This is a genomic window from Sphingomonas sp. (genome assembly GCF_035714405.1).
In the GTDB taxonomy this organism is placed as follows: domain Bacteria; phylum Pseudomonadota; class Alphaproteobacteria; order Sphingomonadales; family Sphingomonadaceae; genus Sphingomonas.
In genome coordinates, this window is sequence record NZ_DASTMA010000022.1 from 67,332 (window position 1) to 89,356 (window position 22,025).

Below are 22,025 nucleotides of genomic sequence, written 5' to 3' on the forward strand. Positions count from 1 at the left end.
ACCGCAGGAAATCGCGTCCATGTCGTTTCGCCCCTCGCTCGTGCTCGCCATTATCCTCGCCGCCGCCGCACCGGTGGCCGCGCAATTTCAGTCGGAAGGGTACAAGTTCCTGCAGGCGGTCAAGGACTCCAAGAACAACGAGGTCATCGCCGCGCTCAACAAGCCCGGCAGCACGGTGGTCAACACCAAGGACGTGACGAGCGGTGAGGCGGCGCTCCACATCGTCGCGCGGCGCGGCGACGTCGCGTACACCGCCTTCCTGCTCCAGAAAGGCGCGGACCCGAATATCCGGGACGGACGTGGCAACACGCCGCTGATTCTCGCGATCGACTCGGGGAATGGCGAGCTGGTGCCGATATTGCTGTCGGGGAAGGCCAGCCCCAATCTGGCGACCGGCGCGGGCGTGACGCCGCTGATCCGCGCGGTGCAGATGCGCAACACCGATGCGGTGCGCAGCCTGCTGGCCGTGAAGGCGAACCCGGATCAGAAGGATTACTCGGGCGCCTCGGCGCGCGATTATGCGGAGCGTGACGCGCGCGCCGGCGTGATCGCGAAGCTATTCGCCGACACCCCGCGCCAGAGTCGCGCCGCGGTCGCCGGGCCGAAGCTCTAGAAGCCCAGCAAATCCGGGTCATGGTGCCCGACCAGCCGGCGCGCGGCGCGCCGCGCGAAGGCGAGCGTGCACCGTTTGCGGACATGGGCGGAGAGCGGTGTGGTCTGCGCCTCGCGCACGATCGCGGCATCGTAGCGGTCGGCGACGATGATTCCCGTACGCTCGGGCAGGAAGCCCGGCCCGTCGAGCGGCGCCAGATCGAACCCGGCCGGCACGGCCCAGAAAAAGCGGTCGCAATGATCGAGATAGTCGGGCCACTTGCCGTCGCCGAGCAGGTCCGCGCGCGCCACCTTGATCTCGACGATGACGATCCGGCCATGCGCGTCGATCGCCATCAGGTCCGCGCGGCGACCACCGTCGAGCGGCACCTCGGCCATCGCCATCAAGTCGTGGCGGAAGAGCAGGCGCGTGACGCCCCGACACACGTCCGCGGCACACAGCGGGGAGCCGGGTTCGTCGATGCAGGATTGGGGCGCAAGGTCTAGCACGCCCGCGGATTAGAACATCCCGCGAACGAAGTGCAAGTGCCTCAGCGGTAGAAGGCGTGACCGCCGATCGTCGCGACGCGCTTCAGGCCGCGCAGACCGGCGCGGACACCGTTGAAATAGAGCGCATCGGCGGCGGCTTCGGCCTGCCAGATATCGGACATCGCCACCTTTGCCACGGCGACGGCGGTGCGATAGGCGGCGCGGGTACCGTCGACCGCAGGGATCGCGCCGCCACGCACGAAGCTGAACTGGCCGCGCTGCTTGACGACGCCGCAGACGTTGCTGGCGAAGCGGCCGGATTTGGACCGGTTGATGATGACCTGGGCGACGGCCAGCTGGCCGACCAGCGGCTCACCCTTGGACTCGAAATAGACGGCGCTGGCGAGGCAGCGGACATGCTCGTCCTCGATGGTGCCGGTCTGGGCGGCGACGGCATGGGCGAGGCTGGCGAAAGCGGTGCGGGGCGTGCTGGCTACCGGCGGCTCGATCGCGGCGGAGGCGAGAGGCTGTGGAACCAGCGGGGTGGAAGAGGGGTTGATGACGGGAGTGACAGTGGCCGGAGCCGTGACCGGTACCGTGGCGCGATCATAATCGCTGGCCCGACCGGCGGAGCTCGCCCCGAAGATGCCGGCGGTGGTGAGCATGATCGCCGCAACCCGAGCGGTACTGGTGAAGAACGACATTCAACTGCTTGTATGTGCGGTTGGACCACGGACCCGACCGGCTGTGCCGATCGTCCGGGCATCCCCCCGACTGCGTAACCGATGCGGATCGCACCCGCGGCGGCACAACGCTTGTTGCGATGATGCGGCGTCGGTCCGGGGGCGTTACGAGTCAATCGGCGCACAGGGTTTCAGCGGCGAAGCGTTGCGAGTCCGGGATGTCCAGTTCGATCACCCATAGATCCGGATCGCGCAGTCGCCGCCGCCGCCAATAGCCGGTGAGATCGTCCGCCGGCGTCGAGTCGATCAGGCCGACCCGGCCATCGGGACCGATTCCGCGCTCGAATAGCCTGCTTTCGCCCGCTTCCACCGCCACCACGAGCACCGCGCCGGCCTGCGGATCGCCCTTCGCCAGTACCGTGCCGAAACCGCCGGCATCGTTGGCGCGCCGGAGCATGGCGCTGACCAGGATTCCCGATGGCAACCGGCTCATCTGCGATAGCCGGGCAGATCGGCGAGCGGGATACGCGAGCGCATGAAGGTGCCGGTGCCGCGCGCCACTTCCTCTCCCTCCCCGTCCACCAGCCGCGCATCGGCGACGAACACGCGACGCCGACCGCTGATCCAGCGCCCCTCGGCCACCACCGGCCCGGCGCCGAGCGGTCGCGTGAACAGTATGTTGAACTGGGTGGTCAGCAGGAAGCGGTCGGTGACCAGGCTGTTGGCGGCGTAAAAGGCGGCGTCGTCCAGCATCTTGAAATAGCTGGTGCCATGCGCCGCGCCGCCGGCGTGGAAATGGCGTTCGTCGACCGTGAAGCGGATGCGCGCGACGCCGCTGTCGGCGATCTCCAGCTCGCTGGCGAAGAAGCGGTTGATCGGGGCGTGCGCATAGAGCGACTCCAGCGCCCGGTAGTGCGCGTCGGCACCCGCGTCAGGCGGCATCGCGCGCCTGATCGGCGGCGAACAGCGCGTACAGCGCATCAGGCGACCCGGCGCCCCGCAGCTTGGCCAGGAACGACCGGTCGCGCAGCCGGCGTGACACGCGGGCCAGCGCCTTCAGATGATCCGCGCCCGCGTTGGGCGGCGACAGCAACGCCATGACCAGGTCGACGGGCAGGCCATCGACAGCCTGGAACACCAGCGGCTGCTGAAGCCGCGCGAAGACAGCCGTTACCTGCGCGACGCCTGGCAGCTTAGCATGCGGGATAGCGACGCCGCCCCCGAAGCCCGTGGAGCCCAGCTTCTCGCGCTCCGCCAGGGCCTCGGCGATCGCCCGCGCATCGCCGCCGGTCTGCCGCGCGAGTGCCACGCCGAGCTGCGTGAACAGTGGCTTCTTGGCGATCGCCGACACGCCGAACAGCACGGCGTCGGGGCGCAACAGGTCGGTGAGATCGGTCATGTCAGCATCGCCGCGCCGCCCTTAGGCGCGGCCAAGGCCCGTGGATAGCCGGCTCAGTGCGGCTCTACCCAGCCGATCGTGCCGTCGCCCCGGCGATAGACCATGTTGTGCTGGCCGGTGCCGGAGTTCTTGAACAGCAAGGCCGCGGTGTTGCGGAGGTCGAGCATCATCACCGCGTCCGACACGCTGGCGTCGGGCACGTCGACGCGGGTCTCGGCGATGATCAGCGGGGCGTCGGCGACCTCCTCCTCTTCCTGGCGCGGCTCCTGGAAAAGGGTGTAGCGAGCATTGTCGTAGGCGCCTGCCTCGGCGACCTCGATCGTCTCGGCGGCGTGGGTGTCCTTCAGGCGGCGCATGTAGCGGCGCAGCTGCTTCTCGATCTTGCCGGCGGCGCCATCGAAGGCGGGGTGGGCCTCCTGTGCCTCGTGCGTGCCCTTCAGGATCAGGCCGCGCATGACGTTGACGATGATGTCGCAGGTGAAGCCATTGTCGTGTGGCCCCTTGCCGAAAGTGACCTGTGCCGAGAGTGCTCGGCTGAAATACTTGTCGGCAATGGCCTGGAGCCGGGTCTGGACGTGGGTGTTGAGCGCGTCGCCGGTGGCGACCTGATGACCAGAGATCCGGATGTCCATGTGCTACTCCTTGGCAGGCGGGCATGAAGCCCGCTCTTCGTGTTGGCGGGCAAGACCTGCCCGCCTGATCCGTCAGCCGACCGCCTCTCCCCAGATCGGCGCGGTGACGGTTTGGAGGAACGCCCGATGCCGCGCCTTGTCTCCCTCCGGAACGACGAAAACGCGTGGTGGGCGGACCGGGCGAGGCGCCGAGGCAACGGCCGGCTGTGCTGCAAGCTTCACGTCGCTGACCAGCCCCAGCCCGATCTGGCGGCCACCCATCAGCTCGACATAGACCTGCGCCAGGAGCTGCGCGTCGAGCAGCGCGCCGTGGTGGACGCGGTGCGAGCGGTCGATGCCGAAGCGGGTGCAGAGTGCGTCGAGATTGTGTTTGGCGCCGGGATGCCGCTTCTGCGCGATCGGCAGCGTGTCGACCATGCGTGTGGTGCAGACCAGCGGCCGGCCGCAGCGGCTCATCTCGCCGTTGAGGAAGGCGAAGTCGAACGAGGCGTTGTGCGCCACCAGCGGCGAGTCGGCGATGAACTCGATCAGCTCGTGGACGAGGTGCGCGAACAGCGGCTTGGCGGCAAGGAAGTCGGTCCGCAGGCCGTGGATGCGCGCCGCCTCTTCCGGCATGTCGCGCTCCGGATTGAAATAAGCGTGGAAGTGCCGGCCCGTCTCGCAGCGGTTGACGAGCTCGACGCAGCCGATCTCGACCATGCGGTCGCCACCGGAGAAGCTGAGGCCGGTGGTCTCGGTGTCGAAGACGATCTCGCGCATGGCCTGAGCCTATGAATCCGCGCGGCCCAGCAGGCAAGCGATGACCCGCTCGACCTGGGCGCGGGTGTCGGCGAGCGGCACGTCGGTGGCGATGACGAAATCGGCGCGGGAGCGCTTCTCGGCATCGGGGAGCTGCCGGGCGAGGATGGCATCGAGCTTGCCCGCAGACATGCCCGGGCGGGCGAGGACGCGGGCGCGTTGGATGTCGCCCGCGGCGCTGACCACCGCGACCTTGTCGACACGGGCCTCGCCGCCGGTCTCGAACAGCAGGGGGACGTCGAAGACGACGAGCGGCGCTGCGACATGTTCGGACAGGAAGGCGGCGCGCTCCTCGCCGACCGCAGGATGGACGATCGCCTCCAGCTTGCGCATCGCGTCCGCGTTGCCGAGCACCGCCTCGGCAAGCGCGGAGCGATCGACGCCTTGCGGACCGGAGGTGCCGGGAAACTGCGCCTCGATCGCCGCCACGACACGGCCAGCGGCGCCTTGCAGCCGGTGGACGGCGGCGTCGGCGTCGAACACGGGAATACCGGCGTCGGCGAACATGGCGGCGACGGTCGACTTGCCCATGCCGATCGAGCCGGTGAGGCCGAGGGTGAGTTGCTTCACGCGTTAAGCCCCTCCCCGGCGAAGGCCGGGGCCCAGTTGCAGCGAAGCTGGTGAGACTCACGACGTGCGCCGAGCCTGGGCCCCGGCCTTCGCCGCGGAGGATTGGAGGGCATCATGCGGTGAGAAGCTCGCGCAGCTCCGGGTCGCGGTCGCGCGGGGGTTCGGCGCCGAAGAAGAGTTCGAAGGCGAGCGCCGCCTGGCCGGTCAGCATCTCCAGCCCGTCCACCGTCTCCAGTTCGCGCGCGCGCGCGGTCGCCAGCAGCGGCGTCTCCAGGGGCGCATAGACGATGTCGTAGACGACCGCGTCTTCCGGCAACGGCGACAGGTCGAGCACCAGCGGCGGCTGGCCGGTCATGCCGAGCGTACTGGCGTTGACCAGCAGCGCGGTGGTCGGCGCGAGTGCGGCGTCGAGCGGCACGACATCGCCCTTCAGGCCGAAGCGCGCCAGCAGCCCCGCGGCCTTGAGCGGCGAGCGGTTCATCACCGTCACCCGCTCGACGCCAAGCCGCGCCAGTGCGAACAGGACCGCGCGCGCCGCGCCGCCGGCGCCGACCACCGTCACATGCTGGCCGGCCAAGTCGAGCTCAGCGATGGGGGCCGCGAAGCCGCCCGCGTCGGTGTTGGTGCCGATCACAGACCCATCGGGTTGGCGCAGCAGCGTGTTCATCGCGCCAATCGAGGCGCGGACCGCGCCGGGATCGTCGACCAGGTCCATCACCGCCACCTTGTGCGGCAGCGTGACGTTGCAGCCGCGCCAGTCCGGGTCGGCGCGCGAGCGGGCGAGATAGGCGGGGAGTTCTTCGGGGCTGACGTGGACGCGCCCGTAACGCGCCTGGATTCCCAGCGCGTCGAGCCAGAAGCCGTGAATCAATGGCGATTTGGAGTGGGCGATCGGATCCCCGATCACCTCGGCATGGGGCATCATCAAGCGCGAAAGGCCACACTAAGTTCACATTGCTGCGGTCGAAAACCCGATCCCCTCACGCTTCTAGCACCCCGCGGACGCGCAAATAGCCGAGCACCGGAATCAGCGGCAGGCCGAGTACCGTGAAATGGCTTCCCTCAATGCGGTCGAACAGCTGCACGCCCGGTCCTTCGATCCTGTAACAGCCGACGCATCCCGCAATCGCCGGCCATTCCAAGTCCAGATAACGCTCGATCATGGTGTAGGACAGCGGGCGGACGGACATTTTCGCCGCCTCGACGTGCCGCCAGACCGGACGGCCATCCTCGGCGATCACGGCAGCGCTCCAGAGATGATGAACGGCGCCGCTCATGCGGTGGAGGTGGTCGGCCGCCTGGTCGCGGCTCTCCGGCTTGTCCAACAACGTGCCGTCCGCCAGCGCGACCACCGAGTCGCTGCCCAGCACCAGCGCGTCGGAGTGGCGGGCGGAAACCTTAAGCGCCTTCAGTTCTGCCAGCGCGTCGGCGAGGTCGCGCGGGGAGAGGCCTGAGAGCGACGCCTTGGCGGCATCCTCGTCGACGCCGGCCGCTTCGGTGGCGAAGGGAACGCCCGCGGCGGTCAGCATCGCGCGGCGGGAAGCGGACTGGGAGGCGAGGATCAGCATGCGGTCTGATGGGAGGCACGAAGAAGTCCTCCCCTGCAGAGGGAGGTGGCGCGCGCTTGCGCGTGACGGAGGGGTGTCACCGCTCGTGAGGGCGACACCCCTCCACCACCGCTGCGCGGCGGTCCCCCTCCCCCGCCGGGGGAGGATTGTGGATGAACGGACATCACGCCGCCCCCTCGCGCTTTTCCTGCACCAGCGCGATGATCGCCGCTGCAGTCTCCTCGATCGAGCGGCGGGTGACGTCGATCACCGGCCAGCCAGTGTCGGCGAACATCCGCCGCGCGAAGGTGAGCTCGCGCGAGACCGCGTCCTCGTCGACATAGCTGGTGTCGGGTGCCTGGTTGAGCGACAACAGGCGGTTGCGGCGGACCTGGATCAGCCGGTCGGCGCTGGTGGTGAGACCGACGACGAGCGGGCCCCGCAGCGTGAACAAAGCCGGCGGCGGCGGGCTCTCGATCACGACCGGGATGTTGGCGGTCTTGTAGCCGCGATTGGCGAGGTAGATCGAGGTCGGCGTCTTGGACGAGCGCGACACGCCCGCGAGCACGATGTCCGCCTCCTCCCAATTCTCCGCGCCGATGCCGTCGTCATGCGCGATCGTGAACTGGATGGCGTCGACGCGCGCGAAATAGGCGGCGTCGAGCGCATGCTGACGGCCCGGCCGCGCCTTTGCGGTCTGGCCGAGCAGGCCCGACAGCGCGTCGTTGACGGGATCGAGCGGGGCGACCGCAGGGAGGCCGAGCTGTGCGCAGCGGCCCTCCAGGATCCGCCGGGTCACCGGATTGACCAGCGTGAAGATGACCAGGCCGGGGTTGTGCGCGATCTCCTGGAGGATGCGTTCGAGATGCAGCTCGGTGCGCACCATCGGCCAGAAATGGCGCACGGTCTCGACATCATCATATTGGGCGAGCGCCGCCTTGGCGATGTTCTCCAGCGTTTCGCCGGTCGAGTCCGAAAGGAGGTGGAGATGGAGTCTCACGATGATCGATCTGTGGACAACACCGGGACAAGAACTAGCGCAAGTCGCACCCCCCGCCAAGCGACCTCGCCGGCGTGGATAGAACCCGATCCGTCCACAATCCCGCCAACAGCCCACCGTTCCACGCACAGGCTGTGGATAACGGGGAAGACCGAATCGAATCGTGGGCGCGGCGCGGGTCCGGCGGGGGCAAGCTGTTGGCAAAATAAGGACAGGCGCTAATGAACGGCATTCGCCTGCCAACCACTACATCATCCTCTTAGATTCTCTTCTTAAGGGAAGAAGGACCGGCCCTGACCGACGCTGCGACCCCCAAACCCCTGCTCGCGACGCTGCGCGGTGAACGCCAGTCGCTGCCGCCGATTTGGCTGATGCGTCAGGCAGGCCGGTATCTGCCCGAGTATCGGGAGCTTCGTGCGGAGAAGGGTGGGTTCCTGGCGCTGGCGACCGACCCGGAGGCGGCGGCGGAGGTGACGCTGCAGCCGATTCGGCGGTTCGGTTTCGACGGCGCGATCCTGTTCTCCGATATCCTGATGGTGCCGTGGGCGCTGGGGCAGGATCTGAGTTTCGGCGTGGGCGAGGGGCCGCGACTGGCACCGGCGCTGGTCGACGCGACGCTGGACGCGCTGATCGCGGTGCCCGAACGGCTGGACCCGGTCTATGCGACGGTGCGCCGGGTCGCCGCGATGCTGCCGGCGGCGACGACCTTTCTCGGTTTCGCGGGCTCGCCCTGGACGGTCGCGACCTATATGGTGGCGGGGCAGGGCAGCCGCGACCAGAGCGAGACGCGCGCCTTCGCCTATCGCGATCCGGTCGCGTTCGAAGCCATCATCGCTGCGATCGTCGACCTGACCGTCGATTATCTCGCCGGCCAGGCCGAGGCGGGGGTGGAGGCGGTGCAGCTGTTCGACAGCTGGGCGGGCAGCCTCAGCCCCGATCAGTTCGAACGCTGGGTGATCGCGCCCAATGCCCGCATCGTCGCGCGGCTGCGCGTGCGGTGCCCGGGGCTGACGATCATCGGCTTTCCCAAGGGCGCGGGCGGCAAGCTCGCGGCCTATGCGCAGGGCACGGGCGTGGATGCGATCGGGCTGGACGAGACGGTCGATCCCGCCTGGGCGGACGCGGTGCTGCCGCCGGGGATGCCGGTGCAGGGCAACCTCGATCCGCTGGCGCTGTTGACCGGGGGCGAAATGCTGGAACAGGGCATCGACCGGGTGCTCGCCGCCTTTCCGGAGCGGCCGCTCGTCTTCAACCTGGGACACGGCATCGGCCAGCATACCCCGATCGCGCATGTCGAGGCGCTGCTGCGGAGGGTGCGGCGATGACCGGCTGGCTCGGCGACGCGTATCTGTGGGTGAAGGCGGCGCATGTCGTCTTCATGGTGTTCTGGGTGGCGGGTCTGTTCATGCTGCCGCGTTATCTGGTCCATCATCAAGAGGGGCTCGGCGATCCGGCGGAGGGGCCGCGCTGGGTAAAGCGCGAGGCGCTGCTGCGGCGGATGATCCTGACGCCGGCGATGGGCGCTGTGTGGCTGCTTGGGCTCGCGCTAGCGGCGCATATCGGGCTGTTCGACGGACAGACCGGGCTGGGGTGGCTACATGCCAAGCTGCTGCTGGTCGTCGCGCTGTCCGGTTATCATGGTTGGGCGGTCGGCTATTCCAGGAAGCTCGCGGCGGGGCGGCCGACCCTGGCGCCCAAGACGTTGCGGCTGTTGAACGAGGTGCCCGCGTTGGCGGTGGCGCTGATCGTCGTGCTGGCGGTGGTCAAACCCTTCTGACGCGCTTGACGGGACACCTGCACCCTCTTAGGTCATGACCCTAGTCGCAGCCGGCGTCCTGCCGGATTTGCGCTCCCATCTTGCATCGAGACCCTGCCCCGCGCACACGCGCCGTCCCGAGCCCCCGACGGAATCCCCATGCATCTCAAAGACCTGAAGAAGAAAAAGCCCGCCGAGCTGGTGAGCATGGCCGAGGAACTCGGCGTCGAGGGCGCCTCGACGCTGCGCAAGCAGGATTTGCTGTTCGCGATCCTGAAGGTGCAGGCCGACAATGGCGACCAGATCATGGGGCTGGGCACGATCGAGGTGCTGTCCGACGGTTTCGGATTCTTGCGCTCGCCGGAATCCAACTATCTGGCGGGGCCCGACGATATCTATGTCTCGCCCAACCAAGTCCGCAAGCACGGCCTGCGCACCGGCGACACGGTCGAGGGCGAGATCCGCGGACCCAAGGACGGCGAACGTTATTTCGCGCTGGTCAAGATCACCGCGATCAACTTCGACGACCCCGACGTGGTCCGCCACCGCGTCAATTTCGACAACCTGACACCGCTCTATCCGGAGTCGAAGCTGACGCTCGACACCTTCGATCCGACGCAAAAGGACAAGTCGGCGCGCGTCATCGACATCGTCAGCCCACAGGGCAAGGGGCAGCGCACGCTGATCGTGGCGCCGCCGCGGGTCGGCAAGACGGTGATGCTCCAGAACATCGCGCGCGCGATCAGCGAGAACCATCCCGAGGTGTTCCTGATCGTGCTGCTGATCGACGAGCGGCCGGAGGAAGTCACCGACATGCAGCGGTCGGTCAAGGGCGAGGTCGTCTCCTCCACCTTCGACGAACCCGCCACGCGCCACGTCCAGGTCGCCGAGATGGTGATCGAAAAGGCCAAGCGGCTGGTCGAGCACAAGAAGGACGTGGTGATCCTGCTCGACTCGATCACGCGCCTGGGCCGTGCCTACAACACCGTCGTGCCGTCGTCCGGCAAGGTGCTGACCGGCGGCGTCGATGCCAATGCGCTGCAGCGCCCCAAACGCTTTTTCGGTGCCGCGCGCAACATCGAGGAGGGCGGCTCGCTGTCGATCATCGCCACCGCGCTGATCGATACCGGCAGCCGCATGGACGAGGTGATCTTCGAGGAGTTCAAGGGCACCGGCAATTCCGAGATCGTGCTCGACCGCAAGGTGGCCGACAAGCGCATCTTCCCGGCGCTCGACGTCGGCAAGAGCGGCACGCGCAAGGACGAGCTGCTGGTCGACAAGGCCAAGCTGTCGAAGATGTGGGTGCTGCGCCGCATCCTGATGCAGATGGGCACCACGGACGCGATGGAGTTCCTGCTCGACAAGATGAAGGATTCGAAGTCGAACGAGGCCTTCTTCGAAAGCATGAACCAGTAGCGCAGCGCGCACGGCTGCGGCCGCGCTGCAGCCGAGACGTGCAAGCTCGGCCGGCGAAACGAGGCGCCCATCCGAGGTCACGGCGCAGCTTCGCCGCGACGTCCTTCGTTCCAGCAACAATTCATAACATCCGACACCGGCAATCCAGCCGCTCCGGCCCTTTGCCCGCACGGCTTCTCCCGCTAAAGCCCGGGCATGGACGCTATCTGGACTCAAATCGTCGCCGACATCGCGCATCTGTTCAACGGTGACGGGAGCGCTTGGCTTGCCTTCGGGCAGGTGCTGCTGATCGACATCATGCTGGCCGGCGACAACGCGATCGTGATCGGCGCTTTGGCGGCAGGCTTGCCCGCGGATCAGCGCAAGAAGGTCATCCTGATCGGCATTATCGCAGCACTGGTGCTGCGCATCGCCTTTGCGCTGGTGGTCACGCAGCTGCTGCAGGTGGTCGGACTGGTCTTCGCGGGCGGATTGCTGCTGCTTTGGGTCGCGTGGAAGATGTACCGGGAGCTGCGCCCGGCCGGGCACGGCGGGCCGGGTTCGCCGGAGATCGACGGCGACGAACATTCCGGGCTGAAGCCGGCCAAAAGCTTCGCGGCCGCGGCCTGGGCGGTCGCTGTCGCCGACGTATCGATGAGCCTGGACAATGTGCTGGCGGTCGCCGGCGCGGCGCGTGACCACCCGGGCATCCTGATGATCGGCCTGCTGATCGCGGTGGCGCTGATGGGCATCGCGTCGAACGTCATCGCCAAATATATCGAGCGTTACCGCTGGATCGCGTGGATCGGCCTGCTCGTCATCGTCTACGTCGCCGGCAGCATGATCTACACCGGGATCACCGACCAGGAGGTCGGGCTGCTGACGCTGTTCCGATAGGCTTCTACGCCGCGGCGGCGCGTTCGAACCGGAGCAGCCAGGCCTTCGTCACGGGCCCTTCTCCGGCCGAATAGGGGCCCAGTACGCCGCCTGCCTGCAACACGCGGTGGCAGGGCACGACCAGCGGAAAAGGATTGCGGGCGCAGGCCTGGCCCAAGGCGCGTGCGCTCGACCCATGAAGCCTGGCGAGTTGTCCGTAGCTGGTGGTCTCGCCATGGCCGATCGCGACGATCGCTCGGCGCAGCACCGCGCCGCGTTCGCTCGCCGCGGGAGCCAGGGGTAGGTCGAAGCTGCGCAGTCGCCCTTCGAAATAGGCGGCCAGCTGTGCCGTTGCTTCGCGGACTGCGGCGGCGCCCGTCGAGCAGGGCGCGTGCTGCCCGGTCAGGCGGATACGATGGACGATGTGATCATCGCCCTCGACCACCACCAGGCCGATGGGCGTTGCGACGGCGGCGCTTTCAGGGGCATACATCCCCGCATCCTGCACCGCAGGCGCCTCTTGCTCAAGGAAAGCCGATGAAGGTCACCGTGGACATCGACCTCACGCCCGAAGAAGCGCGTCGCGCGGTGGGGCTGCCCGATCTCAGCCCGTTGCACGATCGTTATATCCAGATGCTGATGGAGACGATGCAGACCGGCGCGGTGAAGCCGGAGATGATCGAGGGCATGATGCGCAGCTGGGCGCCGATGGGCGAGGCGGGGATGGCGATGTGGCGGCGCCTGTTGGAGAGTGGGACGATCAAGCCGGGTAGCTGATGGACACGATCGTCGCCCTGTCGAGCGGCCGGCCGCCGGCAGCAATCGCGGTGCTGCGGGTGAGCGGGCCGGCGGCGTTCGCGGCGGCTGTATCGCTGGCCGGAGCGCTGCCGCCGCCGCGCCGTGCCTCGCTGCGGGCGTTGCGTGATGCCGGGGGCGCGTTGCTCGACCGCGCGTTGGTGCTGATCTTCCCCGGGCCGGACAGCGCGACCGGAGAGGATGTGGTGGAGCTGCACTGTCATGGCGGGCGCGCCGTTGCTGCGGCGGTCGAGGCGGCATTGCTCGTCCACCCCGGCGTCAGGGTGGCGATGCCGGGTGAGTTTACCCGCCGGGCACTCGGGAACGCGCGGATCGACCTGGCGCAGGCGGAGGGCCTGGCCGATCTGCTCGAGGCCGAGACGGAGGGACAGCGCCGCGCCGCGATGACCGCCAGCGAGGGGGTGGTGAGTCGGACGATCGGCGGGTGGCTGCAGGCGTTGGCCGATCTCTCCGCGCGCGTCGAAGCGACGATCGACCACGCCGAGGAGGGCGACGTTGAGCGTGAGGCGGAGATGGTCACCAGCGTGCACTCCGACGCATCGGCGTTGCGGACCGCTATCCTCTCGGTCTTGCAGGCGCCTCCGGTCGAGCGGGTCCGCGACGGCATCCGCGTTGTGATCGGCGGGCCGCCGAACAGCGGCAAGTCTACCTTGCTCAACCTGCTGAGCCAGCGTGACGCCGCGATCGTGTCCCCGCACGCCGGGACGACGCGCGACCGGGTCGAGGCCGCGGTGCAGCGGAACGGGGCCGCGTACCTGCTGATCGACACCGCCGGGCTGACCGAGGCCGCCGATCCGGTAGAGCGGATCGGCGTCTTCCGTGCGGGCGAAGCCATTGCGGCGGCGGACCTGCTGGTGTGGCTGGCGGATACGCCGCCGCCACGCGCTGACGCCTTGTGGGTGCATGCTCGCGCCGATCTTGCGGGTCGCCGGTCCATGCCCATCGGCCCGTCGATCACGCTCAGTCGGGATGATCCACATTCGATCGAGCGTCTATGGGCGGCAATCGAGTCCAAAGCAGCTCGCCTGCTTCCTCGTTCAGACGACTTGCCGCTCAAGGCCGTCCAGCGGGCAGCATGCGACGCCGCTGCGCATCAGCTGAGCCTATCGCGCGACTCGTTGATCGCGGCAGAGCAGTTGCGGGTGGCGCGGCATTCGCTGGGCGCGGTGCTGGGGGTTGATGCGACGGAGGCCATGCTCGATGCGCTGTTCGGTCGTTTCTGTCTTGGTAAATAATGTTCCACATGGAACATCTTTGACGTGCAATCAGGGTAGAGCTAGGCGCGGCGCATGTACGATGTGTTGATCGTCGGTGGCGGACATGCCGGATGCGAGGCCGCTGGGGCGGCAGCTCGACGTGGCGCCAGGACGGCATTGATCACCTTTTCCCGAAATGCCATCGGCGTCATGTCGTGCAACCCGTCGATCGGTGGCGTCGGCAAGGGCCATATCGTCCGCGAGGTCGACGCCTTTGACGGACTGATGGCGGTTGCCGCCGATCGGGCGGCGATCCACCACCGCATGCTCAACCGCAGCAAGGGTGCCGCGGTGCGCGGCCCGCGTGTACAAGCCGACCGTAGCCGCTACGCCGCCGCGATCCGGTCGATGCTGGCATCGCAGCACGACGTGTCCATCCTGGAGGGAGAAGTCACCGAGCTCGTTCTCCGCAACGGGCGGGCGACCGGGGTGAGGTTGGCCGATGCGAGCACCATCGGCGCGAGGACGGTGGTGCTGGCGACCGGCACCTTCTTGGGAGCGAAGCTGTTCCGAGGCGATGAGCGACACGCGGGCGGCCGGATCGAGGAGCGGTCAGCCGCCGCACTGGCCGGTCAGCTCAGGGCGGCCGGCCTGCCCCTGTCGCGTTTAAAGACCGGAACGCCGCCGCGGCTCGATGGACGCACGATCGATTGGGCGCGTCTGGACGAGCAGGCGAGCGACGTCGAAGCATGGAGCATGTCCGCGCTAGCGCCCGACCGGCGTCTGCCGCAGGTCGCCTGCGCGATCACGCGGACGGGTGGTGCGACCCATGACGTGATCCGTCGCAACTTCGACCGGTCGCCGCTGTTCACCGGCGCCATTGAGGCAAGCGGACCGCGTTATTGCCCGTCGATCGAGGACAAGGTGCAGCGCTTCGGAGATCGTAACGGGCATCAGATCTTCCTCGAGCCGGAGGCGTTGAACGATCCGATGGTGTATCCGAACGGACTTTCGACCTCGCTGCCGACCGAAGTCCAGCAGGAGCTGCTCGCCACCATTCGCGGACTGGAGCGGGTCGCGATCACCGTTCCGGGCTATGCGGTCGAGTATGACTATGTCGACCCGCGCTCGCTTGACCGAACCTTGGCGTTGACCGCGATCCCGGGCGTGTTCTGCGCCGGCCAGATCAATGGTACGACGGGGTATGAAGAGGCCGCAGGACAGGGCCTGGTGGCAGGGCTGAACGCCGCCGCCGTGGCGCTCGAGATGGCGCCCGTCGAGCTCGACCGGGCATCAAGCTATCTGGGCGTGATGATCGACGACCTCACCCTTCAGGGTGTGACGGAGCCGTACCGCATGCTGACCGCGCGCGCCGAATTCCGGCTGTCGCTGCGCTCGGACAATGCCGCGACTCGGCTGAGTGATGTTGCGGCGGCGGCGGGTTGCCTTTCGCCCGCCCGGGTGCGGCATCAAACTGATCGGCGCGAACTGATCGCGCGTCTTGCCGGGCGTCTGGGCAACGAGCTCACCGCCTCTCAACTTGCCGCCCGTGGCGCCACGATCGCCCAGGACGGTAGCCGCCGCTCTGCTTATGAGTGGCTGCGCACACCAGAGGTGACGCTCGATCATGTCGCGCCGGACGCCGCCGCCGGCATCCCAGCCGACGTGGTCGAGGAGATCATCGAAGACGCCCGCTACGCGCCCTATATCGCGCGACAGGCCGAGGAGGTGATGCGGCTGCGACAGGAGGAGGGGGTGAGCCTGCCTCAGGATCTGCGGTTCGATCTCGTACCCGGTTTGTCCGCTGAGATGGTCTCCCGATTGGCCCAAGCGCGCCCACCATCGCTGGCGGCGGCGGCCCGGGTTCGAGGGGTCACCCCCGCCGCCTTGTCGGCGGTTCTGCTATATACCCGCCGCATGGCCGCGTGACGGAGGAGCAAGCCCAGGACTGGCTGCGTGATCGGTTTGGCGTTGCGGCGTTCGGGCGATTGCAACAGTTGAACCTGATGGTGGCCGAAGAGAACGGACGGCAGAATCTGGTAGCACCCTCGACGTTCGAGGTGATGTGGAACCGCCACATCCTCGACTCGGCACAGCTGGTGCCGCTCGCCCCATCCTCAGGGACTTGGATCGACGTCGGCACAGGGGGCGGCTTCCCCGGCCTTGTCGTAGCCATACTTCGTAACGATCCGGTGATATTGGTTGAGCCAAGGCGCAAGCGGGCGGACTTCCTGGTCCGCTGCGTGGCGGAGCTTGGGTTGGCAGGTACCACCGTTCATGCGACCCGAGTCGAGCAAGTCTCCGACATCGCCATGACAATTTCGGCTCGCGCCGTCGCCTCGATCGAAAATATTTTGCACGCAGCCGCTGGGTGCGCCACAATGGCGACACGATGGCTGCTGCCGCGTGGTCGCTTTGCTGAGGCGGACCGTGCTCAGCTTAAACGGCATTGGAGAGGAGTGTTTCATGTGGAACAAAGCCTCTCTGATGCCGGGTCATCCATTCTCGTGCTCGATGGGGTGAGCCGCCGATGATCTCTATTGCGGTGGCGAACCAGAAGGGTGGTGTGGGCAAGACCACTAGCGCCATCAATCTGGCTACCGCACTGGCCGCGACGGGTCTGCGTGTCCTGTTGATCGACCTTGATCCGCAAGGCAACGCATCGACCGGCCTTGGAATCACGCAGGCCAGTCGGTTACGATCGTCCTATGAGGTGTTGATCGGCACCGCCTCGATCGACATTGCAGCGGTAGCGTCGAAGGTGCCCAGACTCGATGTGGTACCCGCAACCGTAGACCTGTCGGGCGCCGAGATCGAGTTGGTCGATTTCGATCAGCGGACGCACCGGCTCGATGCCGCAATGCAGAAGGCGCCGCCGCGCTGGGACATCGCGCTGATCGACTGCCCACCCTCGCTCGGGCTGTTGACGATCAACGCGATGGTCGCCGCCGATCGGCTGCTGGTGCCCCTGCAGTGCGAGTTCTTTGCGCTGGAAGGGTTGTCGCAGCTGCTCAGCACCGTGGAGCGCATCCGTGCTCGATTTAATCCCGGGCTGGCGATCATCGGGGTTGCGCTGACTATGTACGATCGGCGCAATCGTCTAACCGAGCAGGTGGCGAGCGACGTCCGTGCGGTGCTCGGCAAGGTGATCTTCGACACGGTGATCCCCCGCAACGTCCGACTCTCCGAAGCGCCGAGCCACGGCCTGCCGGCATTGATCTACGACCATCGTTGCAGCGGCTCCGAAGCCTATATTGCACTGGCTCGTGAGTTGATCGCGCGACTGCCGATTATTCACGGGGCGGTGGCGGCATGAACCGGATGCGCACCGGCGGACTAGGGCGCGGGCTCAACGCGCTGCTGGGGGAGGTTGCGCGCGAGGCACCCGTGAGCGGTGAGGACGAAGCCGGTGGCGTGCGCTCGCTGCCGATCCGATCGCTGTCTCCGCACCCGGACCAGCCGCGCCGCAATTTCGACGACACGCTGCTCGACGAGCTCGCGGCTTCGATCCGGATCCGCGGGTTGATCCAGCCGATCGTCGTGCGCCCGCATGGTCGTGGCTATCAGATCGTCGCCGGCGAGCGGCGTTGGCGCGCGGCCCAACGCGCGCAGCTTGACGAGGTGCCGGTCGTCATCCGCGAGTTCAACGACTCCGAAACGCTTGAGATCGCGCTGGTCGAGAACATTCAGCGGCAGGACCTCAATGCGATCGAGGAGGCGCGGGCATACCATCGGCTCGCCAAGGAATATGGCCATACCCAGGAGGCGCTGGCGGGGATCGTCCACAAGTCGCGTAGCCACATCGCCAATCTGCTACGGCTGCTCGACCTTCCGGATCGGGTACAGGCGCGGGTGATCGACGGCTCGCTGACGATGGGGCATGCCCGGGCCTTGCTCGGCGCCGCCGATGTCGAGGGGCTCGCGGAGCAGGTGGTCGCGCGCGGGCTGTCGGTGCGCGAAACCGAGCAGCTTGCGCGGTCGGCCAAGGGGGGCGCCCGCGAACCATATCGCGAACGGAGCCGATCGACGCCGAACGGCGATATCGCCGCGTTGGAGCGGCAGCTGGCCGACCTGCTCGGCGTGTCGGTACGCGTCAGCCATGGCGCGAACGGGGGTACGCTGGCGCTGGGATATTCGACGCTCGATCAGCTCGACATGCTGTGCCAGCGGTTGACCGGAGAGCCGATCTAGCGCGCGACGCGGCGCGCCAAGGTCACCGCGGCCTGTTCGGCGCGGACCGCACCGGCGGTGCCGCTGCTCATCGCACCCAGCTCGGCCTCTCGGACGCGCGCTAGCGCAATCGCGATCATGTCGGGCGACCAGCGCCGCAGGTCTCGCATCGTGCGCTGCTCCTCGCGGAAGAAGATGCGGTGACGTTTGAGCACCGCGTCGACCGGCTCGCCGCGATCGACCGCGCTGCGCATGTCGCCGAGCGTCACCAGCCGCCGCTGCAACGCGCGCAGCCAAGGCACCGGCGATGCGCCGCCTTCATCGAGGCGGGTCAAGCGCGGGCCGAGCTCGGCGGGCTTGCCTTCGACCATGGCGTCGATGGCTTCGGCGAGCTCCGCTTCGCCCAAATCGGCGCCGATCGCGTCCAGGTCTGCGATTCCGGCATCGTGCGGGCGCTCCGGCGCCGCGTCGAGGTACAGGGCGAGCTTGTCCACCTCCTGCGCTATCAGGGCACGGTCGCCGCCGCCTGCCTCGGCGATACGGCGGGCGAGGCCGGGGGCGGGACGCAGGCCAGCTTCGGCCAGCATCGCCATCGCCGCCTTTTCGGCCTCGGCGGCGCTCGGCGCATAGCAGGCCACCGCCATCGCGCGCGGATGGTCGAGTGCGAGTTTGACGACCTTGGCGCTTGCCTTGATGCTCGGAGCGATCGCGATGACGGGACTGCCCGTCCGGTCGGCGGCGAGGAGCAGCGTCAAGGCCTCCAGGCTTTCCTCGCCGATCGGCGCCGCGCGGATTAGTCGGACATCGCCGAAGAGTGACAGCGACGCTGCCTCGTCTGCCAGCCTGCCTGGTTCCTTCTTGAGCATCGCACCATCCACATCGACACGCTCGGCATCGGCGAGCGTCGCGCCTAGCCGCCGGGCGAGATCGGCCGCGCCGGCTTCGTCCGCGCCGTGGAACAGGTACAGGCGGATGTCGGGACGAAGCTTCGGAAGCTGGCCGTTCGCGCCCTTCACGGCCTCGCCGTCTGCTCGCGGGCATACACCGCGACGCGGCCGATGATCTGGTCGGCGACGATCACCGACAACCGCTCCAGCGCGGTGTTCTCGGCGGCGATCGTGGCATATTCGGAACCGACCACGTCGATACCGGCATCAGAGCCGGCGGTGGTGTCGATCAGCACCGCGCTGGTGGCGAGGTCGACCAGTCGGTAGCGCGCGCGCAGCGTCCGCCGTTCGCGCGCGACGCTGTCGTCACGGCGGACGCCGAGGCCGGTGATCTTATCGTCGAGGCGGATATCGAGCCGGTACCGCGGCGTTCCGCCTGCCGCGAGGCGGTCGCGCAGGGCGTTGGCGACCAGCCAGCCGCCGCGGCCCTCGATCGGGGCCACCTCGACGCCGGCGAGCGCATTGGCGACCGCGCCCGAGCCCCCGCCGGCGTAGAGCGGCTGCAGCCCACAGGCGGGGAGCGCGAGTGCCAGGAGCAGGACGGCGCGCTTCATGCGACGAGGTTCACGAGACGGTCGGGGACGACGATCACCTTTCGTGGCGGCTTGCCAGCGAGGAAGCTGACCACCTTTTCCGATGCGAGCGCCGCGGCTTCGGTCTCTTCGCGCGCGAGCCCCTTGGGGAGAGTGAGCGTATCGCGCAGCTTGCCGTTGACCTGCACCGCGATCGTCACCTCGTCCGCGACCAGCAGCGCCGCATCGACCTCGGGCCAGGCGGCGTCGGCGATCAGGCCGTCCTGTCGCCCGTCGGCCCACGCCTGTTCGGCGAGATGCGGCGCCATCGGCGCGACCAGCAGCATCGCCGCGCGTACGGAGGCGTCCCGCGAAGCCGAAGGCTCGGCACGCTCGATGGCGCTGGTCAGCTCGTAGAGCTTGGCCACCGCCTTGTTGAACGCCAGCGCCTCGATGTCCGCCGCGACGCCGGCGATCGTCTGATGGAGCTTGCGATCGAGCGCCCGATCTTCCTTGGAAGCGTCTTCGCCCGCGCCCTGTTCGCCCGAAGAGAACAGCCGCCACAGCCGCTGTACGAAACGCCACGCGCCCTCGATTCCGGCTTCGGACCAAGGCAGGTCGCGCTCGGGCGGCGAATCGGACAAAACGAACCAGCGCACCGCGTCGGCGCCATACTGATCGACGATCGGCAGCGGATCGACAGTGTTGCGCTTCGACTTCGACATCTTCTCGACGCGGCCGACCGCCACCGGGCCGCCGCCGGCGATCTCGATGCCGTCCGCCACCTCGATCGGTGCCAGCCAGCGGCCATCGGCGCTGCGATAGGTCTCGTGCGTCACCATGCCCTGGGTGAACAGCCCCGCGAACGGCTCCGCCACGTCGAGCCGGCCGAGATGCTTGAGCGCGCGTGTCCAGAAACGCGCGTAGAGCAGGTGCAGGATCGCGTGCTCGACGCCGCCGATATACTGGCCGACCGGCAGCCAGCGCTCCGCCGCGGCGCGGTCGAACGGCTTGTCCTTGGGCTGGCTGGCGAAGCGGATGAAGTACCAGCTCGAGTCGACGAAGGTGTCGAGCGTGTCCGTCTCGCGCCGCGCCGCCGCGCCGCAGGACGGGCAGGCGACATGCTTCCAGGTCGGGTGGCGATCGAGCGGGTTGCCGGGCACGTCGAAGCCGACATCCTCCGGCAGCACCAGGGGCAGCTGCTCGCGGGGAACAGGGACGACGCCGCACGCCTCGCAATGGATGATCGGGATCGGCGTGCCCCAATAGCGTTGCCGCGACACGCCCCAGTCGCGCAGCCGGTAAATGGTGGTGCCCTCGCCCCAGCCTTCGGCCTCCGCCCGCGCGATCACCCGTGCCTTGGCCGCCTCGACGTCGAGGCCGTCGAGGAAGTGGGAGTTCACCAGCTTGCCGGCACCGGTATATGCCGTATCGCCCTCGAATACCGGCTCGATCGCGTCACCATCGGCGACCACCCGAGCGACCTCCAGCCCGTATTTCCGCGCAAACTCCAGGTCGCGCTGATCGTGCGCGGGCACCCCCATGACGGCGCCGGTGCCATATTCCATTAGCACGAAGTTTGCGATGTAAACGGGCAGCATCCGCTCGGGATCAAGCGGATGCACTGCGGTCAACGCGGTCGCGAAGCCCAGCTTCTCCTGCGTCTCCAACTCGGCCGCGGTGGTACCGCCCTGCTTGCAGAGCGCGATGAAGTCCGCAGCGGCAGGATCGGCTGCTGCGGCGGCCTGCGCGATCGGGTGATCGGCCGCGACCGCGATAAAGCTCGCGCCGAAGATGGTGTCCGGACGGGTCGAATAGACCTCGATGGCTTCAATTCCCCGCGCGCTTGCGGGAGGGTCTATTTGATCGGTGGAGGCTACAAGCCCTCCCCCGACCCCTCCCGCAAGCGGGAGGGGAGAAAGCGCGAAGCGTATCCGCATCCCCCGGCTGCGGCCGATCCAGTTCTCCTGCATCAGCCGGACCTTGTCGGGCCAGTCTCTGAGTTCGGCGAGACCGTCGAGCAGCTCGTCGGCGAAGTGGGTGATCTTGAGGAACCACTGGTTGAGCTTGCGCCGCTCGACCGGTGCGCCGGAGCGCCAGCCGCGGCCGTCGATCACCTGCTCGTTGGCGAGCACGGTCATGTCGACCGGGTCCCAGTTGACCGCGCTCTCCTTGCGGTAGACCAGCCCGCCCGCGAGCAGGTCGAGGAACAGCGCCTGCTCGTGCCCGTAATAATCAGGCTCGCAGGTCGCGAGCTCGCGCGACCAGTCGAGCGCGAAGCCGAGTCGCTTCAGCTGCGCCTTCATCGTTGCGATGTTTGCGCGGGTCCAGCTGCCGGGATGGACGCCCTTCTCCATCGCCGCATTCTCGGCCGGCATGCCGAAGGCGTCCCACCCCATCGGGTGCAGCACCTCCATGCCCCGCATCCGCCGATAGCGCGCGAGCACGTCGCCCATCGTGTAGTTGCGGACATGGCCCATGTGGATGTGCCCCGAAGGATAGGGGAACATCTCCAGCACATAGGAACGCGGCTTCTCGGACGCGTCATCGGCGGCGAAGGTCTGCCGCTCGTCCCAGACCTGCTGCCAGTGTGCGTCGGCCTTCTGCGTATTGAACCGGGAAGGCTGGGTCATCGAGTGTGGACGGAC

General features: G+C 67.9%; 26 protein-coding genes. 11 read left to right on the plus strand and 15 right to left on the minus strand.

Features of this window, described 5'->3' with window-relative positions; all coding sequences use genetic code 11:
- The first annotated feature begins 19 nt into the window (after positions 1-19).
- On the plus strand, positions 20-613 hold the full coding sequence (locus VFQ64_RS13170; protein WP_325103797.1) for an ankyrin repeat domain-containing protein: 594 nt from the start codon (positions 20-22) through the stop codon (positions 611-613).
- On the opposite strand, the gene VFQ64_RS13175 is transcribed toward VFQ64_RS13170, so the two are convergent.
- The 11 genes from VFQ64_RS13175 to VFQ64_RS13225 form a co-directional block, all read right to left on the minus strand.
- Complete coding sequence (locus VFQ64_RS13175; RefSeq protein ID WP_325103798.1) at positions 610-1,101, minus strand: MmcB family DNA repair protein; 492 nt, start codon at positions 1,099-1,101, stop codon at positions 610-612. The two genes, VFQ64_RS13170 and VFQ64_RS13175, sit on opposite strands and share 4 nt — an antisense overlap.
- Before the next feature lie 41 nt (positions 1,102-1,142).
- Positions 1,143-1,784 (minus strand): cell wall hydrolase, encoded by a 642-nt coding sequence (locus tag VFQ64_RS13180; RefSeq protein WP_325103799.1) that lies wholly within the window; start codon positions 1,782-1,784, stop codon positions 1,143-1,145.
- A gap of 151 nt (positions 1,785-1,935) precedes the next feature.
- Positions 1,936-2,256, minus strand: a complete 321-nt coding sequence (locus tag VFQ64_RS13185; protein WP_325103800.1) for a DUF1491 family protein — start codon at positions 2,254-2,256, stop codon at positions 1,936-1,938.
- Entirely contained in the window at positions 2,253-2,705 is a 453-nt protein-coding gene (locus VFQ64_RS13190; protein WP_325103801.1) for a PaaI family thioesterase, read from the minus strand. The genes VFQ64_RS13185 and VFQ64_RS13190 overlap by 4 nt, the downstream gene beginning before the upstream one ends.
- A complete protein-coding gene (locus VFQ64_RS13195) occupies positions 2,695-3,162 on the minus strand; it encodes a PTS sugar transporter subunit IIA (RefSeq protein WP_325103802.1) in 468 nt (155 codons plus the stop codon). The genes VFQ64_RS13190 and VFQ64_RS13195 overlap by 11 nt, the downstream gene beginning before the upstream one ends.
- A gap of 53 nt (positions 3,163-3,215) precedes the next feature.
- The gene (hpf, locus tag VFQ64_RS13200) at positions 3,216-3,794 is read right to left on the minus strand and encodes a ribosome hibernation-promoting factor, HPF/YfiA family (protein ID WP_325103803.1); all 579 of its coding nucleotides are present in this window, start codon (positions 3,792-3,794) and stop codon (positions 3,216-3,218) included.
- A gap of 72 nt (positions 3,795-3,866) precedes the next feature.
- Complete coding sequence (gene dnaQ, locus VFQ64_RS13205; protein WP_325103804.1) at positions 3,867-4,553, minus strand: DNA polymerase III subunit epsilon; 687 nt, start codon at positions 4,551-4,553, stop codon at positions 3,867-3,869.
- A 9-nt stretch (positions 4,554-4,562) separates the two neighbouring features.
- Entirely contained in the window at positions 4,563-5,162 is a 600-nt protein-coding gene (gene coaE / locus VFQ64_RS13210; protein WP_325103805.1) for a dephospho-CoA kinase, read from the minus strand.
- A gap of 112 nt (positions 5,163-5,274) precedes the next feature.
- On the minus strand, positions 5,275-6,084 hold the full coding sequence (aroE, locus tag VFQ64_RS13215; protein WP_325103857.1) for a shikimate dehydrogenase: 810 nt from the start codon (positions 6,082-6,084) through the stop codon (positions 5,275-5,277).
- Positions 6,085-6,142: 58 nt separating this feature from the next.
- Entirely contained in the window at positions 6,143-6,730 is a 588-nt protein-coding gene (locus VFQ64_RS13220) for a nucleoside triphosphate pyrophosphatase (protein WP_325103806.1), read from the minus strand.
- A 163-nt stretch (positions 6,731-6,893) separates the two neighbouring features.
- Positions 6,894-7,712, minus strand: a complete 819-nt coding sequence (locus VFQ64_RS13225; RefSeq protein ID WP_325103858.1) for a pyruvate, water dikinase regulatory protein — start codon at positions 7,710-7,712, stop codon at positions 6,894-6,896.
- 290 nt (positions 7,713-8,002) lie between these two features.
- Between VFQ64_RS13225 and hemE the strand changes: the two genes are divergently transcribed.
- From hemE to VFQ64_RS13245, 4 genes are all read left to right on the plus strand, one after another.
- The gene (hemE, locus tag VFQ64_RS13230; protein WP_325103859.1) at positions 8,003-9,034 is read left to right on the plus strand and encodes a uroporphyrinogen decarboxylase; all 1,032 of its coding nucleotides are present in this window, start codon (positions 8,003-8,005) and stop codon (positions 9,032-9,034) included.
- A complete protein-coding gene (locus VFQ64_RS13235; protein ID WP_325103807.1) occupies positions 9,031-9,486 on the plus strand; it encodes a CopD family protein in 456 nt (151 codons plus the stop codon). Before hemE ends, VFQ64_RS13235 begins: the two co-directional genes overlap by 4 nt.
- 138 nt (positions 9,487-9,624) lie before the next feature.
- Positions 9,625-10,881: a transcription termination factor Rho gene (rho, locus tag VFQ64_RS13240; RefSeq protein WP_325103808.1), complete on the plus strand. Its 1,257-nt coding sequence runs from the start codon at positions 9,625-9,627 to the stop codon at positions 10,879-10,881.
- Between the two features lie 195 nt (positions 10,882-11,076).
- Positions 11,077-11,757 (plus strand): TerC family protein, encoded by a 681-nt coding sequence (locus VFQ64_RS13245; RefSeq protein ID WP_325103809.1) that lies wholly within the window; start codon positions 11,077-11,079, stop codon positions 11,755-11,757.
- Between the two features lie 4 nt (positions 11,758-11,761).
- Here the strand turns inward: VFQ64_RS13245 and VFQ64_RS13250 are convergent, their stop codons facing one another.
- A complete protein-coding gene (locus VFQ64_RS13250) occupies positions 11,762-12,229 on the minus strand; it encodes a methylated-DNA--[protein]-cysteine S-methyltransferase (RefSeq protein ID WP_325103810.1) in 468 nt (155 codons plus the stop codon).
- Positions 12,230-12,273: 44 nt separating this feature from the next.
- On the opposite strand from VFQ64_RS13250, the gene VFQ64_RS13255 reads away from it, so the two are divergent.
- From VFQ64_RS13255 to VFQ64_RS13280, 6 genes are read left to right on the plus strand one after another with little or no spacing between them, the layout of a single operon-like run.
- Positions 12,274-12,513, plus strand: a complete 240-nt coding sequence (locus tag VFQ64_RS13255; RefSeq protein ID WP_325103811.1) for a DUF6489 family protein — start codon at positions 12,274-12,276, stop codon at positions 12,511-12,513.
- Positions 12,513-13,787, plus strand: coding sequence for a tRNA uridine-5-carboxymethylaminomethyl(34) synthesis GTPase MnmE (mnmE, locus tag VFQ64_RS13260; RefSeq protein ID WP_325103812.1), 1,275 nt, complete (start codon positions 12,513-12,515; stop codon positions 13,785-13,787). Before VFQ64_RS13255 ends, mnmE begins: the two co-directional genes overlap by 1 nt.
- Before the next feature lie 54 nt (positions 13,788-13,841).
- On the plus strand, positions 13,842-15,677 hold the full coding sequence (gene mnmG, locus VFQ64_RS13265) for a tRNA uridine-5-carboxymethylaminomethyl(34) synthesis enzyme MnmG (protein WP_325103813.1): 1,836 nt from the start codon (positions 13,842-13,844) through the stop codon (positions 15,675-15,677).
- Positions 15,674-16,282 (plus strand): 16S rRNA (guanine(527)-N(7))-methyltransferase RsmG, encoded by a 609-nt coding sequence (gene rsmG / locus VFQ64_RS13270; protein WP_325103814.1) that lies wholly within the window; start codon positions 15,674-15,676, stop codon positions 16,280-16,282. Before mnmG ends, rsmG begins: the two co-directional genes overlap by 4 nt.
- Positions 16,279-17,064, plus strand: coding sequence for a ParA family protein (locus VFQ64_RS13275; protein WP_325103815.1), 786 nt, complete (start codon positions 16,279-16,281; stop codon positions 17,062-17,064). The genes rsmG and VFQ64_RS13275 overlap by 4 nt, the downstream gene beginning before the upstream one ends.
- Complete coding sequence (locus tag VFQ64_RS13280; protein ID WP_325103816.1) at positions 17,061-17,939, plus strand: ParB/RepB/Spo0J family partition protein; 879 nt, start codon at positions 17,061-17,063, stop codon at positions 17,937-17,939. The genes VFQ64_RS13275 and VFQ64_RS13280 overlap by 4 nt, the downstream gene beginning before the upstream one ends.
- Here the strand turns inward: VFQ64_RS13280 and holA are convergent.
- Genes holA through leuS form a run of 3 tightly spaced genes read right to left on the minus strand, consistent with a single transcriptional unit; the run spans position 17,936 to position 22,010 of the window.
- On the minus strand, positions 17,936-18,934 hold the full coding sequence (holA, locus tag VFQ64_RS13285) for a DNA polymerase III subunit delta (protein ID WP_325103817.1): 999 nt from the start codon (positions 18,932-18,934) through the stop codon (positions 17,936-17,938). The two genes, VFQ64_RS13280 and holA, sit on opposite strands and share 4 nt — an antisense overlap.
- Positions 18,931-19,419 carry an LPS assembly lipoprotein LptE gene (gene lptE, locus VFQ64_RS13290; protein WP_325103818.1) on the minus strand — a complete coding sequence of 163 codons (489 nt, stop codon included), beginning with the start codon at positions 19,417-19,419 and terminating at the stop codon, positions 18,931-18,933. The genes holA and lptE overlap by 4 nt, the downstream gene beginning before the upstream one ends.
- Positions 19,416-22,010 carry a leucine--tRNA ligase gene (gene leuS / locus VFQ64_RS13295; RefSeq protein WP_325103819.1) on the minus strand — a complete coding sequence of 865 codons (2,595 nt, stop codon included), beginning with the start codon at positions 22,008-22,010 and terminating at the stop codon, positions 19,416-19,418. The genes lptE and leuS overlap by 4 nt, the downstream gene beginning before the upstream one ends.
- Between the last annotated feature and the right edge of the window lie 15 nt (positions 22,011-22,025).